Source organism: Pseudomonas sp. TREG-RG-20F-10-E-6-01, assembly GCF_022662455.1.
Taxonomy (GTDB): domain Bacteria; phylum Pseudomonadota; class Gammaproteobacteria; order Pseudomonadales; family Pseudomonadaceae; genus Aquipseudomonas.
Window position 1 is genome coordinate 109,036 of record NZ_JAKNQP010000007.1, and the last position, 16,350, is coordinate 125,385.

Below are 16,350 nucleotides of genomic sequence, written 5' to 3' on the forward strand. Positions count from 1 at the left end.
GCTGCGGGCTTTTTCATGGATGTAATAAATCCTACGGGTCACCACCCATCAAATGTGGGAGCGGGCGTGTTCGCGAAGTGCTCTGGCAGTTGCTGATGGGCTGACTGATACACCGCATTCGCAAGCAAGCCGGCTCCCACATTTGATTTTTAGTGTTGCCGCGATAGCGTTACTGCCAACTGCGAAGCAACGGCGGCAGCTCGTTCAAGCTACGAATTTCCGCATCCGGGCGCTTATCCGCTTCCCATGCCTTGCCTGTCGGGTTGAACCACACTGCCCGCAGCCCGGCCTGCTGCGCCCCGGCGATGTCATCGCCGGGGTGATCGCCAATATGCACGGCCTGACTGGCGTCCACGCCGGCGCGTTGCAGCGCTTCCTGAAACAGTCGCGCATCCGGCTTGGCGATGCCGATATCTTCGGCGCGCAGCGCAAAGTGGAAATAGTCTGCCAGGCCCACGCGCTGCACGTCGGCGTTGCCGTTGGTGATCACGCCCAGGAGGAAATGCTGGCGCAATGCTTGAAGCATCGGCTCGGCCTCAGGAAAAGGCGTGAGCTGGTGCCGGGCGTGAATGAACGCCTCATAGCACACGTCTGCCATTTGCGTGGCCTCGGGCTGTGGATAACCCGCCTCTTCAAACGCGTGCATCAGCACGCGGTGGCGCAGGAGGCTGATGCGGTACTTGAGCTCGGGATGGCGCTCCAGCACCTGCTGGCGAAGGCTGGCGAAATGCTCAAGAGGCAAATCGCCGACCTTGGAGGCATGGGTCGCCAGCCATTCGCGCATCGACGCTTCGGCGCCGATGATGACGGGTACGTTGTCCCAGAGTGTGTCGTCCAGGTCGAAGGTGATCAGCTTGATACTCATGAGTCGCCGCCCTTGATGCGTTTGGCCCGTGGATGGGCGCTGTCGTACACCGTCGCCAGGTGCTGGAAGTCGAGGTGGGTGTAGATCTGCGTGGTCTTGATGTCGGCGTGGCCGAGCAGCTCCTGCACCGCGCGCAGGTCCTGGGACGATTCCAGCAGATGGCTGGCAAAGGAATGTCGCAGCATGTGCGGGTGCAGGTTCTGCCCCAACTCGCGCTCGCCGGCGAGCTTGACCCGCACCTGGATCGCCCGTGGACCGAGGCGTCGGCCTTGCTGGCTGACAAACACCGCGTCGTCCGTGGGGTTGGTCAACAGACGCAGCGGCAACCACAGCTGCAAGGCTTCCCGAGCCTTGCGGCCGACCGGCAGCACACGGGTCTTGCTGCCTTTGCCGAGCACTTGCACCAGGCCGTCCGCCAGGTCCAGTTGATCGAGGTTCAGGCCGGTCAATTCTGACAAGCGCAGGCCCGAGGAATAGAACAGCTCGAGGATGGCCTGGTCGCGGTGGGCGAGGAAGTCGTCTTCGACGGCACCGTCGAGCAGTTGCAGGGCGCGATCGGTATCGAGGGTTTTGGGCAGGCGCCGTTCGCCCTTGGGCGGGGCCAGGCCGTTGGCTGGGTCGTGATCGCACAGGCCTTCACGGTTGAGGTAGTGATACAGGCCGCGCACCGCCGAAAGCAATCGCGACAGGCTGCGTGAAGACTGGCCTTGCTGGTGCAGTCGCGCGATGAGGCTGCGCAGGCTCTGGATATCCAGGGCTTTCCAGCTGGCGATCTGTTGTTTTTCGCAGTACGCCAGGACCTTGTTCAAGTCCCGCCGATAAGCTTCCAGCGTATGGGGCGACACCTGGCGCTCGTTGCGCAGGTGAGCGCAATAAGCGTCCAGTTGCCGTTCCATGGCTAGCGCACCGCGCGCAGGGCGGTGGTGAAGCGCGGCAGTACCCGGCCGAGCACTTCAGCGATGTAGGTCAAAAACAGCGTGCCTACAGAGCTTTTGTAGTGCTGCGGGTCACGGCTGGCAATCGCCAGTACGCCGTGCAGGCCTTGATGGCTGAGGGCGACTACGGCGGTGGAGCCGATCTGCTTGCGCTGCTCGGCGCCAAACAGGAAATCCAGCTCATGCTCACGCAAGGTGCCGCTGATGGTCTTGCCTTCAGAGAGCAAGCCGCCAATCGCGGTTTGCGCTTCGCCACCGCTGACCCAGCGACCCACCGGCATCGGGTTGTCGCTGAACAGGATCAGGCTCACAAACGGCACCTGGAAGTCCTGGCGCAGGCTGTCTTCCACGGCAATCACCGTTTCTTCCAGGCTGGTGGCGTCCATCAGGGTAAGAATCAGGCGACGGGTCTTGTCGAAAAGGCGGTCGTTGTCGCGGGCCACGTCCATCAACTGCGAGAGCCGATGACGCATTTCGATATTGCGCTCGCGCAGGATCTTCATCTGCCGCTCTACCAGCGACACGGTATCGCCGCGCTGGTGGGGAATGCGCAGGGCCGGCAACAGCTCTTCGTGTTCGACGAAGAAGTCCGGATTAGCCTCAAGGTACGCCGCGACAGCAGCGGCCTCCAGACTTTCGCTCGGGGATGCTTGGGCGGGTACTTGAGGCTTGTCGGTCATTAGCTTTGCTCACTCATAGGCGGACCTGTCCTTCGTATACGCGCGAGGCCGGCCCGGTCATCATCACCGGGTGGCCAGGGCCTGCCCATTCGATGGACAAGCGTCCGCCGGGCAGGTCGATCAACAGTGGCGAATCCATCCACCCCTGGCTGATCGCGGCCACGGCCGCAGCGCAAGCGCCGGTGCCGCAGGCCTGGGTTTCGCCGGCGCCGCGTTCCCATACACGCAATTGTGCGCGGGAACGGTCGATCACCTGCAGGAAGCCCACATTGACCCGTGCCGGAAAGCGAGGGTGATGTTCGATTTTCGGCCCCAATTCATGCACCGGGGCGTTATTGATGTCGTTGACCCGCAGCACGGCGTGCGGGTTGCCCATCGACACTGCGGCGATATCCACGTGCTTGCCATCAACGTCCAGCGCATAACTGGTCGCTTGCTCGGTGGCCTGAAACGGAATATCCGCCGGCACCAGACGTGGCTCGCCCATGTTGACGCTGATCTGGCCGTCGCTGCGAATATCCAGCTCGATCACGCCGCTTTTAGTCTCGACGCGAATCTGGCGCTTGGCGGTCAAGCGCTTGTCCAGCACAAAACGCGCAAAGCAACGCGCACCGTTGCCGCACTGTTCCACTTCGGAACCGTCGGAGTTGAAGATCCGGTAACGGAAATCCACTTCCGGGTTGCTCGGCGCCTCGACGATCAGCAATTGATCAAAGCCAATGCCGGTGTGACGGTCGCCCCATTGTTTAGCGTGCTTGGGCAGGATGTGCGCGTGCTGGCTGACCAGGTCGAGGACCATGAAATCGTTACCCAGCCCGTGCATCTTGGTAAAACGCAGCAGCATGGCTTACTCCGGCAGCAGGCTTTCGCCAGCATACAACTCGGCTACCGTCTCGCGGCGACGCACTTCAAACGCTTGATCACCGTCCACCAGCACCTCGGCGGCACGGCCGCGCGTGTTGTAGTTGGAACTCATGACAAACCCATAGGCACCGGCCGAATGCACGGCCAGCAGGTCGCCTTCTTCCAGGGCCAGCTGACGCTCCTTGGCCAGGAAGTCACCGGTCTCGCAGATCGGGCCGACGATGTCGTAATTACGGCCTTCGCCAGCACGTGGCTTGACGGCTGTCACATCCATCCAGGCCTGGTACAGCGCCGGGCGGATCAGGTCGTTCATTGCCGCGTCGACGATGGCGAAGTCCTTGTACTCGGTGTGCTTGAGGTACTCGACCTGGGTCAGCAACACGCTCGCGTTGGCGACGATGTAGCGGCCCGGCTCGAACATCAGGGTCAGGCCACGGCCTTCAGTGCGCTCGCGCACGGCCTGAATGTAGTCGGCGATCTGCGGCGGTTCTTCATCGCGATAACGCACACCCACGCCACCACCCAGATCGATGTGTTGCAGGTAGATGCCGCACTCGCCCAGGCGATCGGTCAACGCCAGCAGGCGGTCGAGCGCATCCAGGAACGGTGGCAGGCTGGTCAGTTGCGAGCCGATATGGCAGTCGACACCCAGCACTTCCAGGTTCGGCAACTGCGCGGCGCGGATGTACACGTCCTCGGCGTCAGCAATGGCGATGCCGAACTTGTTCTCTTTGAGACCGGTGGAAATGTAGGGGTGAGTGCCGGCGTCGACGTCCGGGTTGACACGCAGCGAGATCGGCGCACGAACGCCCATCTCGGCGGCGACGACTTGCAGGCGCTCCAGCTCGTCGGTGGACTCGACGTTAAAGCAATGCACGCCGACTTCCAGAGCGCGGCGCATGTCTTCGCGGCTCTTGCCGACGCCGGAGAAGACGATTTTGTCAGCCTTGCCGCCGGCTGCCAGCACACGCTCCAGCTCGCCACGGGAGACGATGTCGAAACCGGCGCCCAGGCGCGCCAGGACATTGAGTACACCCAGGTTGGAGTTGGCCTTGACCGCGTAGCACACCAAGTGTGGAACGCCGTTCAGTGGGTCGGTAAACGAACGGTATTGGGCTTCGATGTGCGCACGCGAGTACACATAGGTCGGGGTGCCAAAGCGCTCGGCAATCGCGGACAACGCCACGCCTTCCGCGAACAGCTCGCCGTCCCGGTAGTTAAAAGCGTCCATGGGTTTCCCTTATTGATAGGTGTCGTGCTTATGCGCTTTTGACGGCTTTTGTGACGACTGCGCCTGGTCATTCGGGTCTTTGCTGTCATCGGGCAGGTAGAGCGGGCCTTTTTGACCACAGGCACTGACGAGGCAAGCGACCGCGACGAGCGCAGCAAGGGAAGAGATCAGGCGCTTCATGGCGAAATCCTTGAATATGCATTAATTGCGCCCGAGTATACCGACCACCCGCCAGCTTGCCTATGCGCCGAAATACCCGTCCGGCGGGGGTTTGCCGACTTGGGCGCGAAGCAGGCTACGCTGGCCGGGGATATTTCATACCTCCATCGTTAATGAACTCGGTATCCTTTGCAATCAGCGGGGCTCGCCCGTATCGTGCGGCGCTTGAGCAAAACCAGACACTTTTGAGGTTGCCACAATGAGTTTGACCGAAGCCCGTTTTCACGACCTGGTGGATGCGACCCAGCAGGCGCTGGAAGATATTTTCGACGACAGCGGCCTGGACGTGGACCTGGAAAACTCAGCCGGCGTGCTGACCGTCAAGTTTGAAAACGGCACCCAACTGATCTTTAGCCGTCAGGAGCCGTTGCGTCAGCTGTGGCTGGCGGCCCGCACCGGTGGTTTTCACTTCGATTACGACGAAGAAGAAAACCGTTGGGCGCACGACACCACCGAGGAGCTGCTGAGCGAAATGCTTGCGCGCCTCACGAAGGAACAGTCCGGCGCTGACCTGGACTTCGACGAGATCTGATGGTGACCCAGCCTGCACCCGTACGCCCGCCCAAGCCGCTGTTCAGCAATGTCAGCCCGGCGGTGCCGTCACCTTGTATCAGTTTGTGTCGCCTGGACGAGCAGAAAGTCTGCCTCGGGTGCTTCCGCCATGTGGAAGACATTCGTGAATGGCGCTCCGCCGACGATAACCGGCGCCGGGTGATCTGCGCAGAGGCCGAGCAACGCAGGGAGCGTGCCTGAGGTCGTCTTGTTTATTTGTGTCGCTGTGGTAGTGTCCGGGTACACCTCAACTCATCGAGGTCCGTGAGAACCCCGCCTTTTTCTGGCGGGGTTTTGCTTTTTTGTGCAGAAAAAAGGAGTCTGCCTGAATCATGACCGCACCTTCCATCATACTTACCCGTCTCGACGTGCAGCGTCTTGAGCAATTGATCGACCGTGTAGGCGAGGACTCGCCGGGCGTCGAAGCCCTGCAACACGAACTCGACCGCGCCGAAGAAGTGGTTGGCCACGAGGAAGTGCCTGCAAGTGTCGTGACGATGAACTCCAGCGTGCATTGCCGTGAGCAAGGCAGCGGCAAGGACTATCACCTGACCCTGGTTTACCCCAAGGATGCCAACGCAGACGAGGGCAAGATCTCGATCCTCGCGCCGGTAGGCAGTGCGTTACTCGGCCTGAAAGTGGGCCAGCATATCGACTGGCCGGCACCCGGCGGCAAAACCCTCAAGCTTGAACTGCTCAGCGTTGAAGGCCAGCCTAAAGACGGCGGCGCGTTCTCTCTGTAACAAGAGCCGCTTTAAACCTGCTTCAGTGCATTGTTGAGCGACAGCTCCAGCTCGGCTTTGTAACGCAGGTACAGGTTGCTCGGGCTTTGCACATCACCGAGCAGGCCGGACAGGTCCAGGTCGGTGATGTAGCAGCGGTAACGTTCGGTTTCTCGACGTTGCCCGACGATTTCCTGGGCGACCACGGCAAACAGCTGGTCGCCAAACTCCAGTTCGCAAAACTCCCGCTGGTTGCAGTACAGGGTGATGCCCACTTGGCCGGGCGCCGCCTTGCCGATAATCGCCTGCACGTCATAAAACGGCTTATTGGCCGGGTTCTGCGGCGCGGGGCGCGGCTCGATGCCGCGTGCGCGATTGCTGCCTGATGGCAACAGTTGGTAATACAAGATTTGCACTTCGCCCAACGGCTGCTGCGTATCCAGCGGCGCCAGCGCTTCGCGGCGATAGATGATCGATTGCAGAAAACGCTGCAACGGCGCCAACAGGCTCTGCTCATCATGAAACGGCAGGCGTTGCTGCCAGAGCGCGTTGAACTCATCCAGCACATACAACTCGGCAAAACCTTCATTGACCCGGTAGAACACCTGCACGCAATCGGCCAAGCCCATCGGCAGCAGCAGCGCCAGGTCGTGGTCTTCCAGGGCCATGGCGTCCAGGTGCAGTGGGCTGTAGCTGGCCAGTTCTTCGCTGAGGTAGGCAATCAGCGCGTCCTGGGTCGGCAGTGACACATGGGTGGCCTGACCCGGCATCAGTTCCATCACGTGGTAGTGCTGCTGCACCTGCAACAGGTAGCGGTGATTGGACTGGCTAAGCAGCAGATTTTGCGCGGTGTCGAAAATTTCTTCTACACGCTGGGCAATGAACTGCGCACGATTGTGACAGAAGCAGCGCACTCGCAGGCGTGGCAAGTGGTCCGACGGCAGTTGATTGAGGTAGTCACGCAGGCAGTCGAGCAGTGCGTGGGGGCCGTCGTAGCGGCTGACCATGACCTCGTTCCAGCTATTGAGCGTGACCTGATCCAGAGTCAGCACCAGGTTGTCGCGCACGCCGGCATAGCTCAGGGAGTCGGTGCGTTCGGTGGTCATCAGGATGTTCAAGTCGCGATGATGTTTGAGCGGGTCGACACCAACGTTGATCAGCAACAGCACTTCTTCCGGCACCGCCGAGCGCAACAGGCGATCCTCATCGACGCTGGCCAGGGGCAGGGCGATGGTTTGTTGCAGGCTGCCCAGCAGGTTGAACAGCTCGAATTCGGTCATGTCACTGACGCCCGGGTGCAGTGCCAGGCGGGTGCTGCTGTCGATCACGCCGTTGCGATGGCACCAGGTGAGCATTTCCAAGAGGTCGCGGCTGCGCTTGATCGGCGCGAAGTGCTCCCATTCCAGCGCCGTAAGGTTGCCGTTGTACAGGCCCCAGTGATACTGGCCCTGTTCCTTGCGATTGGGGGACTGCACCAGCGTGAGCGTGTCTTCGGCCAAGTCGGGCGCGATGCCGGGGTTGATGAACTCAACCTTGCCGGCCTTGCGTTCGAACGCTGCATAGAGGCGCCGGCCCAGCACGTTCAGATCGCGCTTGTTGATCAGGCTGGCGGTTTGCTCGGTACGGGCGAACTGCGTGAGGAAGCGGTAGCTGTAATTCAGTTCGTTGACCAGTGCGCGGCGCTCGGAGGCGACCTGGCGCACTTTCCACTGGCTGCGGCTGTCCAGCAGAGCCAGTTGGCGTTGGTCCCAGCCCCATTCATTGGCCAGGCGCTCCAGCAGACGGCGTTGCCAGCCGGTGCTGCGTTGGCCGACGCTGAGCTTGCGATTGACCTTCAGGTACAGCGCGCGCCGCACCAGTTCGAGGCGCTCCGGCTCATTGCGCGCCTTGAGGTATTCCTCGATGCGGCGATAAACCACGATGTACGGGTCCAACTCGTCCAGATCCATCTGATTGGCGAATACGGCGCGCTTGAAGCGCAGGCTCAGGCAGTACACGTTCGGGTGCTCGCTGGCATAAACCTCGGTCAGCAGCAGCTTGAGCACCGATTTGTAGGGCGACTCGATGCCCTTGAACAACTGCCACAGCCCGGCGCCGATGAATTCGCCCGGAGGGATGTGGGCCAGGTGCCCAAGGTCCAGGGTCTCGTCGGCGCGGATAAATCGTTTGGAAATCAGCGTATGGGTGAACTCGGCGTAGCGGCGTTCCTCGTACACCGGCACCAGCCACCAGATCGGCGTGCGCCCGGCCAGCCAGATGGCGGTGCGGTAGAACTCGTCCAGCAGCAGGTAATGCTGGGTGGTGCCGCAGTCGTCGGAGCTCAGTTGCGTGTCGCGTTCACCCAGTACAAAGCGCGTCGGTTCGATCAGAAAAAAATGCGCCTCGGCACCCATGGTCAGGGCCCAGGCTTCCAGCAACTGGCACTTTTTGCGCAGCTCGGCCAGTTCGGTTTCGCCAAGTTCGGGCGAGTGGCAGACCCACACGTCCATATCGCTTTGGTCCGCTTGAGCCAGGGTGCCAAGGCTGCCCATCAAGTACAGGCCAAGGATAGGTCGTGGCGGATTGCCATGGCGTGGCTTGTAGGAGAACGAACGGGTCAGGCGCTGAGCTTCAGTGAGGGCCTGGGCGTCCGGTTCGAAATTGGACAGCCCGGCCGGCGTGCTGCCCGAGACATAACCTGGCAGCAGGGGGTGGTTGACGTGGAAAAACAGCGGCAACAGCGTCAACACGCTTTGCTGGCGCGGAGTCAGACCTTCGACGGCCCGAGCCATGCGCCCTTCATTGAGGGCCATGAAGCGCGCGCGCAATTGGGCCAGCACCTTGCGGTCGATGCCTTCGTCCAGGTCGGGGCGGATTTCATGGGTGCGGGTCATGTCGAACTCGTTGGCTCGCAGGGCCCGACGTGGGCGGCCGTCTAGGAGTTTACAGACACAAGCGTAGGAGGTTTAGAGGGAAATGGTTTCTGGCGTCAGAATTTTGTGCCATCCACAGCAATGCCCTCGGAATCCGCAGAAAGCGGACTCCATGGGCGGTATCAGGGATCAGGCAGCTTCTTTGGTGGTAGCAGTCGTCAGAATGGTCAGCAGGGTTTGGGCCTGCTCTGCAGCGTCCCGGCCAAGGCTGGTCAGGTAGCCCCCGTCTGGCTGGTCGATAAGGCCTTTTGCATGGAGGCGCTTGGCCGCGGCGATGGCAGTGGGAGCGGCGGTCTGGTGGACTTTCAGACCTTCCTTGGTGCTGTCCAAGGGGAAGAGTACAAGGATTTCCAGTTCGGCAACCAACTCAGGGGTATACGACATAAGGACTCCAGACTTTCTAAAATTTATTAGAGGCTAGCAGGGCATAAGGTGAACGCACTTTGCCAGGCTGTCCAGTGAGAAAGTCGTGGGTCTTGATATGGCGCAGGTTTGTGGCGAGGAAGCAGGCTTCCCGGCCACGAAAGTGCTCGATTCAGTCGTTTTCCGGGGGTAATTCCGGCAGTGCGCGCAGCGCGGTTTCATACCATTGGGTATCGAAGGCGCGGTCTTCTTCAAGCATCTTGTCGATTTCCACAGCCAGCACGTGGGCCATGAGATTCAGAATGTCTTCGCGCTCGTAACCCACCAGGGTCAGCTTGTTGAAGGTGGCTTTGGCGGCAGGCGGGTTGTCGCTTTCGATCTGGTTTTCGATGGCCTGGGTCAGCGTGCTTTCGGTGAATTCTTCTTCGTCGTTGTCGATATCGGTCGGCTCGCTCATGGCGGGGCTCCTCAAGGAAAGGGCGCCAGTCTACCCCCATTCAGGCAGGTGATGCTGCTGGTCAGGTCGGGCCGCACGCTCTATAACTTCCGCAGCCAACCCCACACCCGGCCTGGAGGCATTCGCGATGCTCAAGCTTTACGGATTTTCGGTCAGCAACTACTACAACATGGTCAAACTGGCGCTGCTGGAGAAAGGCCTGCCGTTTGAAGAAGTGCCATTTTATGCAGGCCAGACGCCTGAAGCGCTTGCAGTAAGCCCGCGAGGCAAAGTGCCGGTGCTGGGCGTCAAACAAGGCTTTATCAACGAAACCAGCGTGATTCTGGAGTACATCGAACACACTCAGGAAGGCCCTTCGTTGCTGCCGGCCGAGCCTTTTCAGCGGGCTCAGGTGCTGGCGCTGTGCAGGGAAATCGAGCTGTACATCGAGTTGCCCGCCCGCGCGTGTTTCGCCGAGGCGTTTTTCGGTATGCCGGTGCCGGAGGCGATCAAGGAAAAATCCAGGGCTGAGTTGCTGTTGGGGATCAGTTCTTTAGGCCGACACGGCAAGTTTGCGCCGTACGTGGCGGGGGAGAGCTTCACGCTGGCCGATCTGTATTTCATGTACAGCGTGAACCTGGCCTGTGCCGTGGGCGAGAAGCTGTTTGGCCTGGATCTGCTGGCTGAGTTGCCGAAGGCGAAAGCGCTGCTGGAGCGACTGCACGCGATGCCCAACGCGCAGAAAGTGGCGGCGGACAGGGAGGCGGCGATGCCGGCGTTTATGGCGATGATTGCGGCCAAGAAGTAATCAGCCGTGCACAAATCAAATGTGGGAGCGGGCTTGCTCGCGAAAGCGGTGTATCAGTCAATACATATAGCGACTGGTCTACCGTATTCGCGAGCAAGCCCGCTCCCACATTTTTGACCGCGCGGGTCTGAAGCTTTTTAGCGGCTGGCGAGCAGTGCCTGGCCACGCACGACCGCAGCCTTGACCTGCGCCGGCGCAGTGCCGCCCACATGGTTACGCGCATTCACCGAGCCTTCCAGGGTCAGCACGGCAAACACGTCCTGCTCGATCTGGTCGCTGAATTGGCGCAGCTCTTCCAGGCTCATTTCCGCCAGGTCCTTGCCGGTGTCTACGCCGTACTTAACGGCGTGGCCGACGATTTCGTGGCAGTCGCGAAATGGCAGGCCACGGCGCACCAGGTAGTCCGCCAGGTCGGTTGCCGTGGAGAACCCGCGCAAGGCCGCTTCACGCATAATCGCGTGCTTGGGCTTGATCGCCGGGATCATGTCGGCAAATGCACGCAGCGAATCGCGCAGGGTGTCGGCGGCGTCGAACAGCGGCTCTTTGTCTTCCTGGTTGTCCTTGTTGTAGGCCAATGGCTGGCCCTTCATCAAGGTCAGCAAGCCCATCAGCGCGCCGAATACACGGCCGCTTTTGCCACGCACCAGTTCGGGCACGTCGGGGTTTTTCTTTTGCGGCATGATCGAGCTGCCGGTGCAGAAGCGGTCCGGCAGGTCGATGAACTGGAATTGCGCACTGGTCCACAGCACCAGTTCTTCGGAGAAGCGCGACAAGTGCATCATCGCGATGCTGGCGGCAGCGCAGAATTCGATGGCGAAGTCACGGTCCGACACGCCGTCCAGGGAGTTGCCGCCAACCGCGTCAAAACCCAGCAGTTGTGCGGTGTATTCGCGGTCGATCGGGTAGGTAGTGCCGGCCAGTGCGGCGCTGCCCAACGGCATGCGGTTGGCGCGCTTGCGGCAATCCACCAGGCGCTCGTAGTCGCGGCTGAGCATCTCGAACCAGGCCAGCAAGTGGTGGCCGAAGGTCACCGGTTGCGCAGTTTGCAGGTGGGTGAAGCCGGGCATGATGGTGCCGGACTCACGCTCGGCCTGCTCCAGCAAACCTTTTTGCAGGCGGGTGATTTCGCCCAGGATCAGGTCGATTTCGTCACGCAGCCACAGGCGGATATCGGTAGCCACCTGGTCGTTACGGCTGCGACCGGTGTGCAGTTTCTTGCCGGTCACACCGATGCGATCGGTGAGGCGGGCTTCGATGTTCATGTGCACGTCTTCCAGGTCGACGCGCCAGTCGAACGTGCCGGCCTCGATTTCACCGCGAATGGTGGTCAGGCCATCGATGATGCTGTCGCGCTCGGCGTCGGTCAGTACGCCGACCTTGGCCAGCATCGTGGCGTGGGCGATCGAGCCCATGATGTCGTGGCGGTACAGGCGCTGGTCGAAAGTGACGGAGGCGGTGAAGCGCGCGACGAAGGCGTCGACGGGTTCACTGAAGCGGCCGCCCCAGGACTGGTTGGTCTTGTCGGTGCTCATGGATTCGCTCGTGATCTGCTTAAAAGAGGCGTGGAGGTGTGCCGCCGATAATAACAGGGTTGCACTTGGAGGCGGTGCTGCGGGTGGTCGGCATTTTTATTTGTGCCAAGGATGGCTAAGTGCCTTGCCGCCGGACGCTTCCGGGAAGAGACTGGAGCGGGCCCTAATTGAAACGATATTTGACGATTGAGCAATATCGTCTCAGCGAGCGTCTACAGTTGCACTGATAGAGCGTGAATGCACCAAAGTCGGGTGATGCGGTCATAGCCCAGACTATCCATTAAAAAAGGGGGGTATTCGGATTGTGTATCAGCAAACCCTACGACGATGCCCGAAGGCAGCAGGTCTTGGGCGCAATTGAACAGGTCCGGGTAAATATGGGTGCCGCTGCCGGGGCACTTTTTGCCGCTCGCGCTAGTCTTAGCGTGGATCGCTGTGACGCAAGTCACCGCACCTGTCTACGCTATCCTTGTGCGAGACTCACGCAGGAATCCAGCGCAATATGAATGTCCTGATCGTTGATGACGAACCCCAAGCCCGCGAGCGACTGAGCCGTTTGGTCAGTGAACTCGAGGGTTATACAGTCCTTGAACCGAGCGCCACCAACGGCGAAGAGGCGTTGACGCTGATCGACAGCCTCAAACCGGATGTGGTGTTGCTCGATATTCGCCTGCCAGGCCTTGATGGCTTGCAAGTGGCCGCCCGCCTGAGCGAGCGAGAATCGCCGCCTGCCGTGGTGTTGTGTGCAGCTCACGAAGAGTTTTCTGCGCAGACCCTGGAAGACAGCGGTGTCAGCTTTCTTGCCAAACCGGTGAGTGCTGAGGCGCTGCTCAAAGCCTTGAAAAAGGCCGAGCGTCCCAACCGCGTCCAGCTCGCCGCTTTGACCCAGCCAGCCGCTCAGAGTGGTAATGGGCCACGCAGCCATATCAGCGCGCGGACCCGTAAAGGTATTGAGCTGATTCCGCTGAACCAGGTGGTCTACTTTATCGCCGACCACAAGTACGTGACCTTGCGTCACGAGACGGGTGAAGTGTTGCTCGATGAGCCGCTCAAGGCCCTTGAGGACGAATTCGGCGACCGCTTTGTGCGCATCCACCGCAATGCGCTGGTGGCCCGCGAGCGAATAGAACGCTTGCAGCGCACGCCTCTGGGGCACTTTCAGTTGTTCCTCAAAGGGCTTAACGGCGATGCCTTGATCGTCAGCCGACGCCATGTCGCCGGTGTGCGCAAGATGATGCAGCAGCTTTAGCCAGGGGCTTTGGCGAGGTCTGCATTCTGTATCCCGGTGCGACGCGGCCAGGGAGGCCCCGCACTTGCTGATTCAAATCAAAGCGTGTTTGCCTGAGCTGTTATTATCTGCCGTATCTATTCAGTACGGATTGATCCATGTCCTCTCGCGAAATCCGCATCGCCACCCGTAAAAGTGCCCTGGCCTTGTGGCAGGCCGAATACGTCAAAGCACGCCTTGAGCAAGCCCATCCGGGGTTGAAAGTGTCTCTGGTGCCCATGGTCAGTCGCGGCGACAAGCTGCTCGACTCGCCATTGTCGAAGATTGGCGGCAAGGGCTTGTTCGTCAAGGAACTGGAAACTGCACTGCTGGAAAACGAAGCCGACATCGCCGTGCATTCGATGAAAGACGTGCCGATGGACTTCCCCGAAGGTCTTGGCCTGTATTGCATCTGCGAGCGCGAAGACCCGCGTGACGCGTTTGTATCCAATACTTATGCGTCGCTGGATGAGCTGCCCTTGGGCAGTGTCGTCGGCACCTCAAGCCTGCGTCGCCAGGCGCAGTTGCTGACTCGCCGGCCGGACCTGCAAATCCGGTTTCTGCGCGGCAACGTCAACACCCGTCTGGCCAAGTTGGATGCGGGCGAATATGACGCGATTATTCTCGCGGCGGCTGGCCTGATTCGCCTGGGTTTCGAAGACCGCATCACCTCGGCCATCAGCGTAGAAGACAGCTTGCCCGCGGGCGGACAAGGCGCTGTGGGGATCGAATGCCGCACCGCTGACAGTGAAATTCACGCCCTGCTCAAACCCCTTGATCATCAAGACACCGAAGTGCGTGTCACGGCCGAGCGCGCGCTGAACAAACGCCTCAACGGTGGCTGCCAGGTGCCGATCGCCTGTTACGCCGTGCTCGAGGGTGAAAACCTGTGGCTGCGTGGCTTGGTTGGCGACCCCGCAGGCGGCACGCTGCTCACCGCCGAGGTTCGCGGGCCACAGCGTGATGCTACCGCGCTGGGAATCCAGGTGGCAGAAGAGCTGCTGGAAAAAGGCGCCGGTGTGATTCTGCAAAAAATCTATGGCGAGGCTGGCCCGCAGTGACCGACTGGCGTCTGTTGCTGACGCGGCCTGCCGAGGAAACCACGGCCCTGGCCGCGACGTTGTCCGAGGCCGGTATTTTCAGCAGCAGCCTGCCATTGTTGGCGATCCAGGCCTTGCCGGTGACGGCTGAGCAACAAGCGGTCTTTTGTGATCTGGGCCGTTATAGCGCGGTCATCGTGGTCAGCAAGCCTGCCGCGCGCCTGGCCTTGCAACAGCTGGATCGGCGTTGGCCGCAGTTGCCCTGGTTCAGCGTCGGCGCGGCCACCGCACAAATACTGGCCGATCACGACCTCACTGTTCATTATCCGCAAACCGGCGACGACAGCGAGGCCTTGCTTGCGCTGCCCGCCTTGCGCGAGGCTATCGCACGCCCCGATGCCCGGGTATTGATCCTGCGTGGCGAAGGCGGGCGAGAGCTGCTGGCTGAGCGTTTACGCGAGCAAGGTGCTAGTGTCGATTATCTGGAGTTGTATCGTCGCACCCTTCCGGCTTACGACACCGGGGAGCTGATGCAACGCATCCAGTTGGAACGCTTGAACGGCGTGGTGGTCAGCAGTGGGCAGGGTTTTTTGCACCTGCAAGCGTTGGCTGGCCTCGATTGGCCGCAGGTGGCGCGGCTGCCATTGTTCGTGCCCAGCCCCCGCGTCTATGAAATGGCGCGGGCCGCTGGCGCAGAAAAAGTTGTGGATTGTCGCGGTGCGAGTGCCGCGGCTTTGTTAGTGGCGTTGCGCAGCGTTGCCTTGTGAGGCAAGCCGCGCCCACTCTCTGATACGCAAAGGACGGATACGTGAGCGAAACAGCCTTGCCTAAAGATGAAACCCAGCCCGCACTTGATGCGCCGGCTGAGTCACCGGTCGCCGCGCCACGCCGTGGCAATGGCCTGGCAATCGTAGCCTTGTTGCTCGGCGCCGCAGGTGTTGCCGCTGGCGGATGGGGCATTTGGCAGGTCCGCGCCCTGCAAGCCGGCAGTCAACAGCAGTCGAGCCAGGTGCAGGCACTCGACGAGCAATCCCAGTCTCTCAAGCAGAGCCAGCAACAGCTGACTACCCGGCTGGCGCAATTGCCCGGTGCAGATGAGCTGGAAGAACGCCGCCGTCTGGTAACCCAGTTGCAGGGCGATCAGCAGCGCTTGAGCCAGCGCCTGGAAACCGTGCTGGGTGCCAGTCGCCAGGACTGGCGTCTGGCCGAAGCCGAGCATTTGATCCGTCTGGCCAGCTTGCGTTTGTCTGCCCTGCAGGACATCAACAGCGCTCAGTCTCTGGTCCAGGGGGCTGACGAAATTCTGCGTGAGCAAAGCGATCCGGGTTCCTACGCCGCACGCGAGCAACTGGCCAAGAGCCTTGCCGCGTTGCGCAGTACCGAGCAGCCGGACCGCACCGGGCTTTACCTGCAACTCGCCGCGCTGCGCGATCAGGTTGTACAGCTGGCGGCTATTGCCCCGGAATACCAGCTTAGCGAGCCGGCCTCTCAAGGTCGCCCGACCAGCGATACGCAAGGTCGCCTGAGCCAATGGTGGGAGGAGATTTCCCGCTACTTCCGCATCGATTTCAACCCGGACGACAACATTCGACCGTTGCTTGCCGGTCAGGGCCTGAATCAGGTACGCCTGGCGCTGAGCCTGGCCCTTGAGCAGGCGCAATGGGCTGCGCTCAATGGTGAAACGGCGGTGTACAGCCGTTCCCTGGGCGAGGCGCGCAGCGTGCTGCAAGACAACTTCAACCAGGACAACCCGCAGAGCAAAGCGATGCTCGCGCGTATCGCCGAGCTTGAGCCCAAGGCCGTTTCCGTGGCCACGCCTGACCTGGCGGCCAGCCTGGCCGCGGTGCAGGCCTACCTCGAACGTCGTCATCTGTCTGCCGATGAAGCCAAGGCGTCGGCGGGCACGCCGGCGACCCAGGAGTAG

At 61.1% G+C, this 16,350-nt stretch carries 18 protein-coding genes; 8 read left to right on the top strand and 10 right to left on the bottom strand.

All coding sequences use genetic code 11. The features are described 5' to 3' along the window. Positions 1 to 169: 169 nt before the first annotated feature. From L8K08_RS20385 to L8K08_RS20410, 6 genes are read right to left on the bottom strand one after another with little or no spacing between them, the layout of a single operon-like run. Positions 170 to 865, bottom strand: coding sequence for an HAD family hydrolase (locus L8K08_RS20385; RefSeq protein WP_242199622.1), 696 nt, complete (start codon positions 863 to 865; stop codon positions 170 to 172). Beyond that, positions 862 to 1,761 (bottom strand): tyrosine recombinase XerC, encoded by a 900-nt coding sequence (gene xerC / locus L8K08_RS20390; RefSeq protein WP_242199625.1) that lies wholly within the window; start codon positions 1,759 to 1,761, stop codon positions 862 to 864. The genes L8K08_RS20385 and xerC overlap by 4 nt, the downstream gene beginning before the upstream one ends. A 2-nt stretch (positions 1,762 to 1,763) precedes the next feature. Further along, the gene (locus L8K08_RS20395) at positions 1,764 to 2,480 is read right to left on the bottom strand and encodes a DUF484 family protein (RefSeq protein WP_242199630.1); all 717 of its coding nucleotides are present in this window, start codon (positions 2,478 to 2,480) and stop codon (positions 1,764 to 1,766) included. A 13-nt stretch (positions 2,481 to 2,493) separates the two neighbouring features. Further along, a complete protein-coding gene (gene dapF, locus L8K08_RS20400) occupies positions 2,494 to 3,324 on the bottom strand; it encodes a diaminopimelate epimerase (protein ID WP_242199631.1) in 831 nt (276 codons plus the stop codon). Between the two features lie 3 nt (positions 3,325 to 3,327). Beyond that, positions 3,328 to 4,575 carry a diaminopimelate decarboxylase gene (lysA, locus tag L8K08_RS20405; protein ID WP_242199633.1) on the bottom strand — a complete coding sequence of 416 codons (1,248 nt, stop codon included), beginning with the start codon at positions 4,573 to 4,575 and terminating at the stop codon, positions 3,328 to 3,330. Positions 4,576 to 4,584: 9 nt separating this feature from the next. Then, positions 4,585 to 4,755: a lipoprotein gene (locus L8K08_RS20410; RefSeq protein ID WP_106575828.1), complete on the bottom strand. Its 171-nt coding sequence runs from the start codon at positions 4,753 to 4,755 to the stop codon at positions 4,585 to 4,587. A 238-nt stretch (positions 4,756 to 4,993) separates the two neighbouring features. Here L8K08_RS20410 and cyaY point away from each other — a divergent pair, with 238 nt between their 5' ends. The 3 genes from cyaY (at position 4,994) to rnk (ending at position 6,089) form a co-directional block, all read left to right on the top strand. After that, a complete protein-coding gene (gene cyaY, locus L8K08_RS20415; RefSeq protein ID WP_094948747.1) occupies positions 4,994 to 5,326 on the top strand; it encodes an iron donor protein CyaY in 333 nt (110 codons plus the stop codon). 2 nt (positions 5,327 to 5,328) lie between these two features. Continuing rightward, positions 5,329 to 5,547, top strand: coding sequence for a DUF1289 domain-containing protein (locus L8K08_RS20420; RefSeq protein ID WP_106575827.1), 219 nt, complete (start codon positions 5,329 to 5,331; stop codon positions 5,545 to 5,547). Between the two features lie 131 nt (positions 5,548 to 5,678). Continuing rightward, a complete protein-coding gene (gene rnk / locus L8K08_RS20425; RefSeq protein ID WP_145158073.1) occupies positions 5,679 to 6,089 on the top strand; it encodes a nucleoside diphosphate kinase regulator in 411 nt (136 codons plus the stop codon). A gap of 11 nt (positions 6,090 to 6,100) precedes the next feature. Here rnk and L8K08_RS20430 read toward each other — a convergent pair whose 3' ends face one another. From L8K08_RS20430 to L8K08_RS20440, 3 genes are all read right to left on the bottom strand, one after another. Further along, positions 6,101 to 8,941, bottom strand: a complete 2,841-nt coding sequence (locus L8K08_RS20430) for a class I adenylate cyclase (protein WP_242199636.1) — start codon at positions 8,939 to 8,941, stop codon at positions 6,101 to 6,103. Positions 8,942 to 9,109: 168 nt separating this feature from the next. Then, positions 9,110 to 9,364, bottom strand: a complete 255-nt coding sequence (locus L8K08_RS20435; protein WP_010207442.1) for a TIGR02647 family protein — start codon at positions 9,362 to 9,364, stop codon at positions 9,110 to 9,112. A gap of 151 nt (positions 9,365 to 9,515) precedes the next feature. After that, on the bottom strand, positions 9,516 to 9,800 hold the full coding sequence (locus L8K08_RS20440; protein WP_106575823.1) for a hypothetical protein: 285 nt from the start codon (positions 9,798 to 9,800) through the stop codon (positions 9,516 to 9,518). 127 nt (positions 9,801 to 9,927) lie between these two features. Between L8K08_RS20440 and L8K08_RS20445 the strand changes: the two genes are divergently transcribed. Beyond that, positions 9,928 to 10,587 carry a glutathione S-transferase gene (locus L8K08_RS20445; RefSeq protein ID WP_145158067.1) on the top strand — a complete coding sequence of 220 codons (660 nt, stop codon included), beginning with the start codon at positions 9,928 to 9,930 and terminating at the stop codon, positions 10,585 to 10,587. A gap of 137 nt (positions 10,588 to 10,724) precedes the next feature. On the opposite strand, the gene argH is transcribed toward L8K08_RS20445, so the two are convergent. After that, positions 10,725 to 12,119 carry an argininosuccinate lyase gene (gene argH, locus L8K08_RS20450; RefSeq protein WP_145158064.1) on the bottom strand — a complete coding sequence of 465 codons (1,395 nt, stop codon included), beginning with the start codon at positions 12,117 to 12,119 and terminating at the stop codon, positions 10,725 to 10,727. 502 nt (positions 12,120 to 12,621) lie between these two features. Here argH and L8K08_RS20455 point away from each other — a divergent pair. The 4 genes from L8K08_RS20455 (at position 12,622) to L8K08_RS20470 (ending at position 16,350) form a co-directional block, all read left to right on the top strand. Further along, positions 12,622 to 13,368, top strand: a complete 747-nt coding sequence (locus tag L8K08_RS20455; RefSeq protein WP_145158061.1) for a LytTR family DNA-binding domain-containing protein — start codon at positions 12,622 to 12,624, stop codon at positions 13,366 to 13,368. A 137-nt stretch (positions 13,369 to 13,505) separates the two neighbouring features. Further along, entirely contained in the window at positions 13,506 to 14,447 is a 942-nt protein-coding gene (gene hemC / locus L8K08_RS20460) for a hydroxymethylbilane synthase (protein WP_119737271.1), read from the top strand. Further along, complete coding sequence (locus L8K08_RS20465) at positions 14,444 to 15,193, top strand: uroporphyrinogen-III synthase (RefSeq protein ID WP_242199639.1); 750 nt, start codon at positions 14,444 to 14,446, stop codon at positions 15,191 to 15,193. The genes hemC and L8K08_RS20465 overlap by 4 nt, the downstream gene beginning before the upstream one ends. A gap of 41 nt (positions 15,194 to 15,234) precedes the next feature. Next, positions 15,235 to 16,350 carry a uroporphyrinogen-III C-methyltransferase gene (locus L8K08_RS20470; protein ID WP_145158053.1) on the top strand — a complete coding sequence of 372 codons (1,116 nt, stop codon included), beginning with the start codon at positions 15,235 to 15,237 and terminating at the stop codon, positions 16,348 to 16,350.

Excerpts from the sequence above, each read along its gene's own strand:
- L8K08_RS20385 (WP_242199622.1), bottom strand. The coding sequence starts at position 865 with ATGAGTATCAAGCTGATCACCTTCGACCTGGACGACACACTCTGGGAC.
- xerC (WP_242199625.1), bottom strand. The coding sequence starts at position 1,761 with ATGGAACGGCAACTGGACGCTTATTGCGCTCACCTGCGCAACGAGCGC.
- L8K08_RS20395 (WP_242199630.1), bottom strand. The coding sequence starts at position 2,480 with ATGACCGACAAGCCTCAAGTACCCGCCCAAGCATCCCCGAGCGAAAGT.
- dapF (WP_242199631.1), bottom strand. The coding sequence starts at position 3,324 with ATGCTGCTGCGTTTTACCAAGATGCACGGGCTGGGTAACGATTTCATG.
- lysA (WP_242199633.1), bottom strand. The coding sequence starts at position 4,575 with ATGGACGCTTTTAACTACCGGGACGGCGAGCTGTTCGCGGAAGGCGTG.
- L8K08_RS20410 (WP_106575828.1), bottom strand. The coding sequence starts at position 4,755 with ATGAAGCGCCTGATCTCTTCCCTTGCTGCGCTCGTCGCGGTCGCTTGC.
- cyaY (WP_094948747.1), top strand. The coding sequence starts at position 4,994 with ATGAGTTTGACCGAAGCCCGTTTTCACGACCTGGTGGATGCGACCCAG.
- rnk (WP_145158073.1), top strand. The coding sequence starts at position 5,679 with ATGACCGCACCTTCCATCATACTTACCCGTCTCGACGTGCAGCGTCTT.
- L8K08_RS20430 (WP_242199636.1), bottom strand. The coding sequence starts at position 8,941 with ATGACCCGCACCCATGAAATCCGCCCCGACCTGGACGAAGGCATCGAC.
- L8K08_RS20435 (WP_010207442.1), bottom strand. The coding sequence starts at position 9,364 with ATGTCGTATACCCCTGAGTTGGTTGCCGAACTGGAAATCCTTGTACTC.
- L8K08_RS20440 (WP_106575823.1), bottom strand. The coding sequence starts at position 9,800 with ATGAGCGAGCCGACCGATATCGACAACGACGAAGAAGAATTCACCGAA.
- L8K08_RS20445 (WP_145158067.1), top strand. The coding sequence starts at position 9,928 with ATGCTCAAGCTTTACGGATTTTCGGTCAGCAACTACTACAACATGGTC.
- argH (WP_145158064.1), bottom strand. The coding sequence starts at position 12,119 with ATGAGCACCGACAAGACCAACCAGTCCTGGGGCGGCCGCTTCAGTGAA.
- L8K08_RS20455 (WP_145158061.1), top strand. The coding sequence starts at position 12,622 with ATGAATGTCCTGATCGTTGATGACGAACCCCAAGCCCGCGAGCGACTG.
- hemC (WP_119737271.1), top strand. The coding sequence starts at position 13,506 with ATGTCCTCTCGCGAAATCCGCATCGCCACCCGTAAAAGTGCCCTGGCC.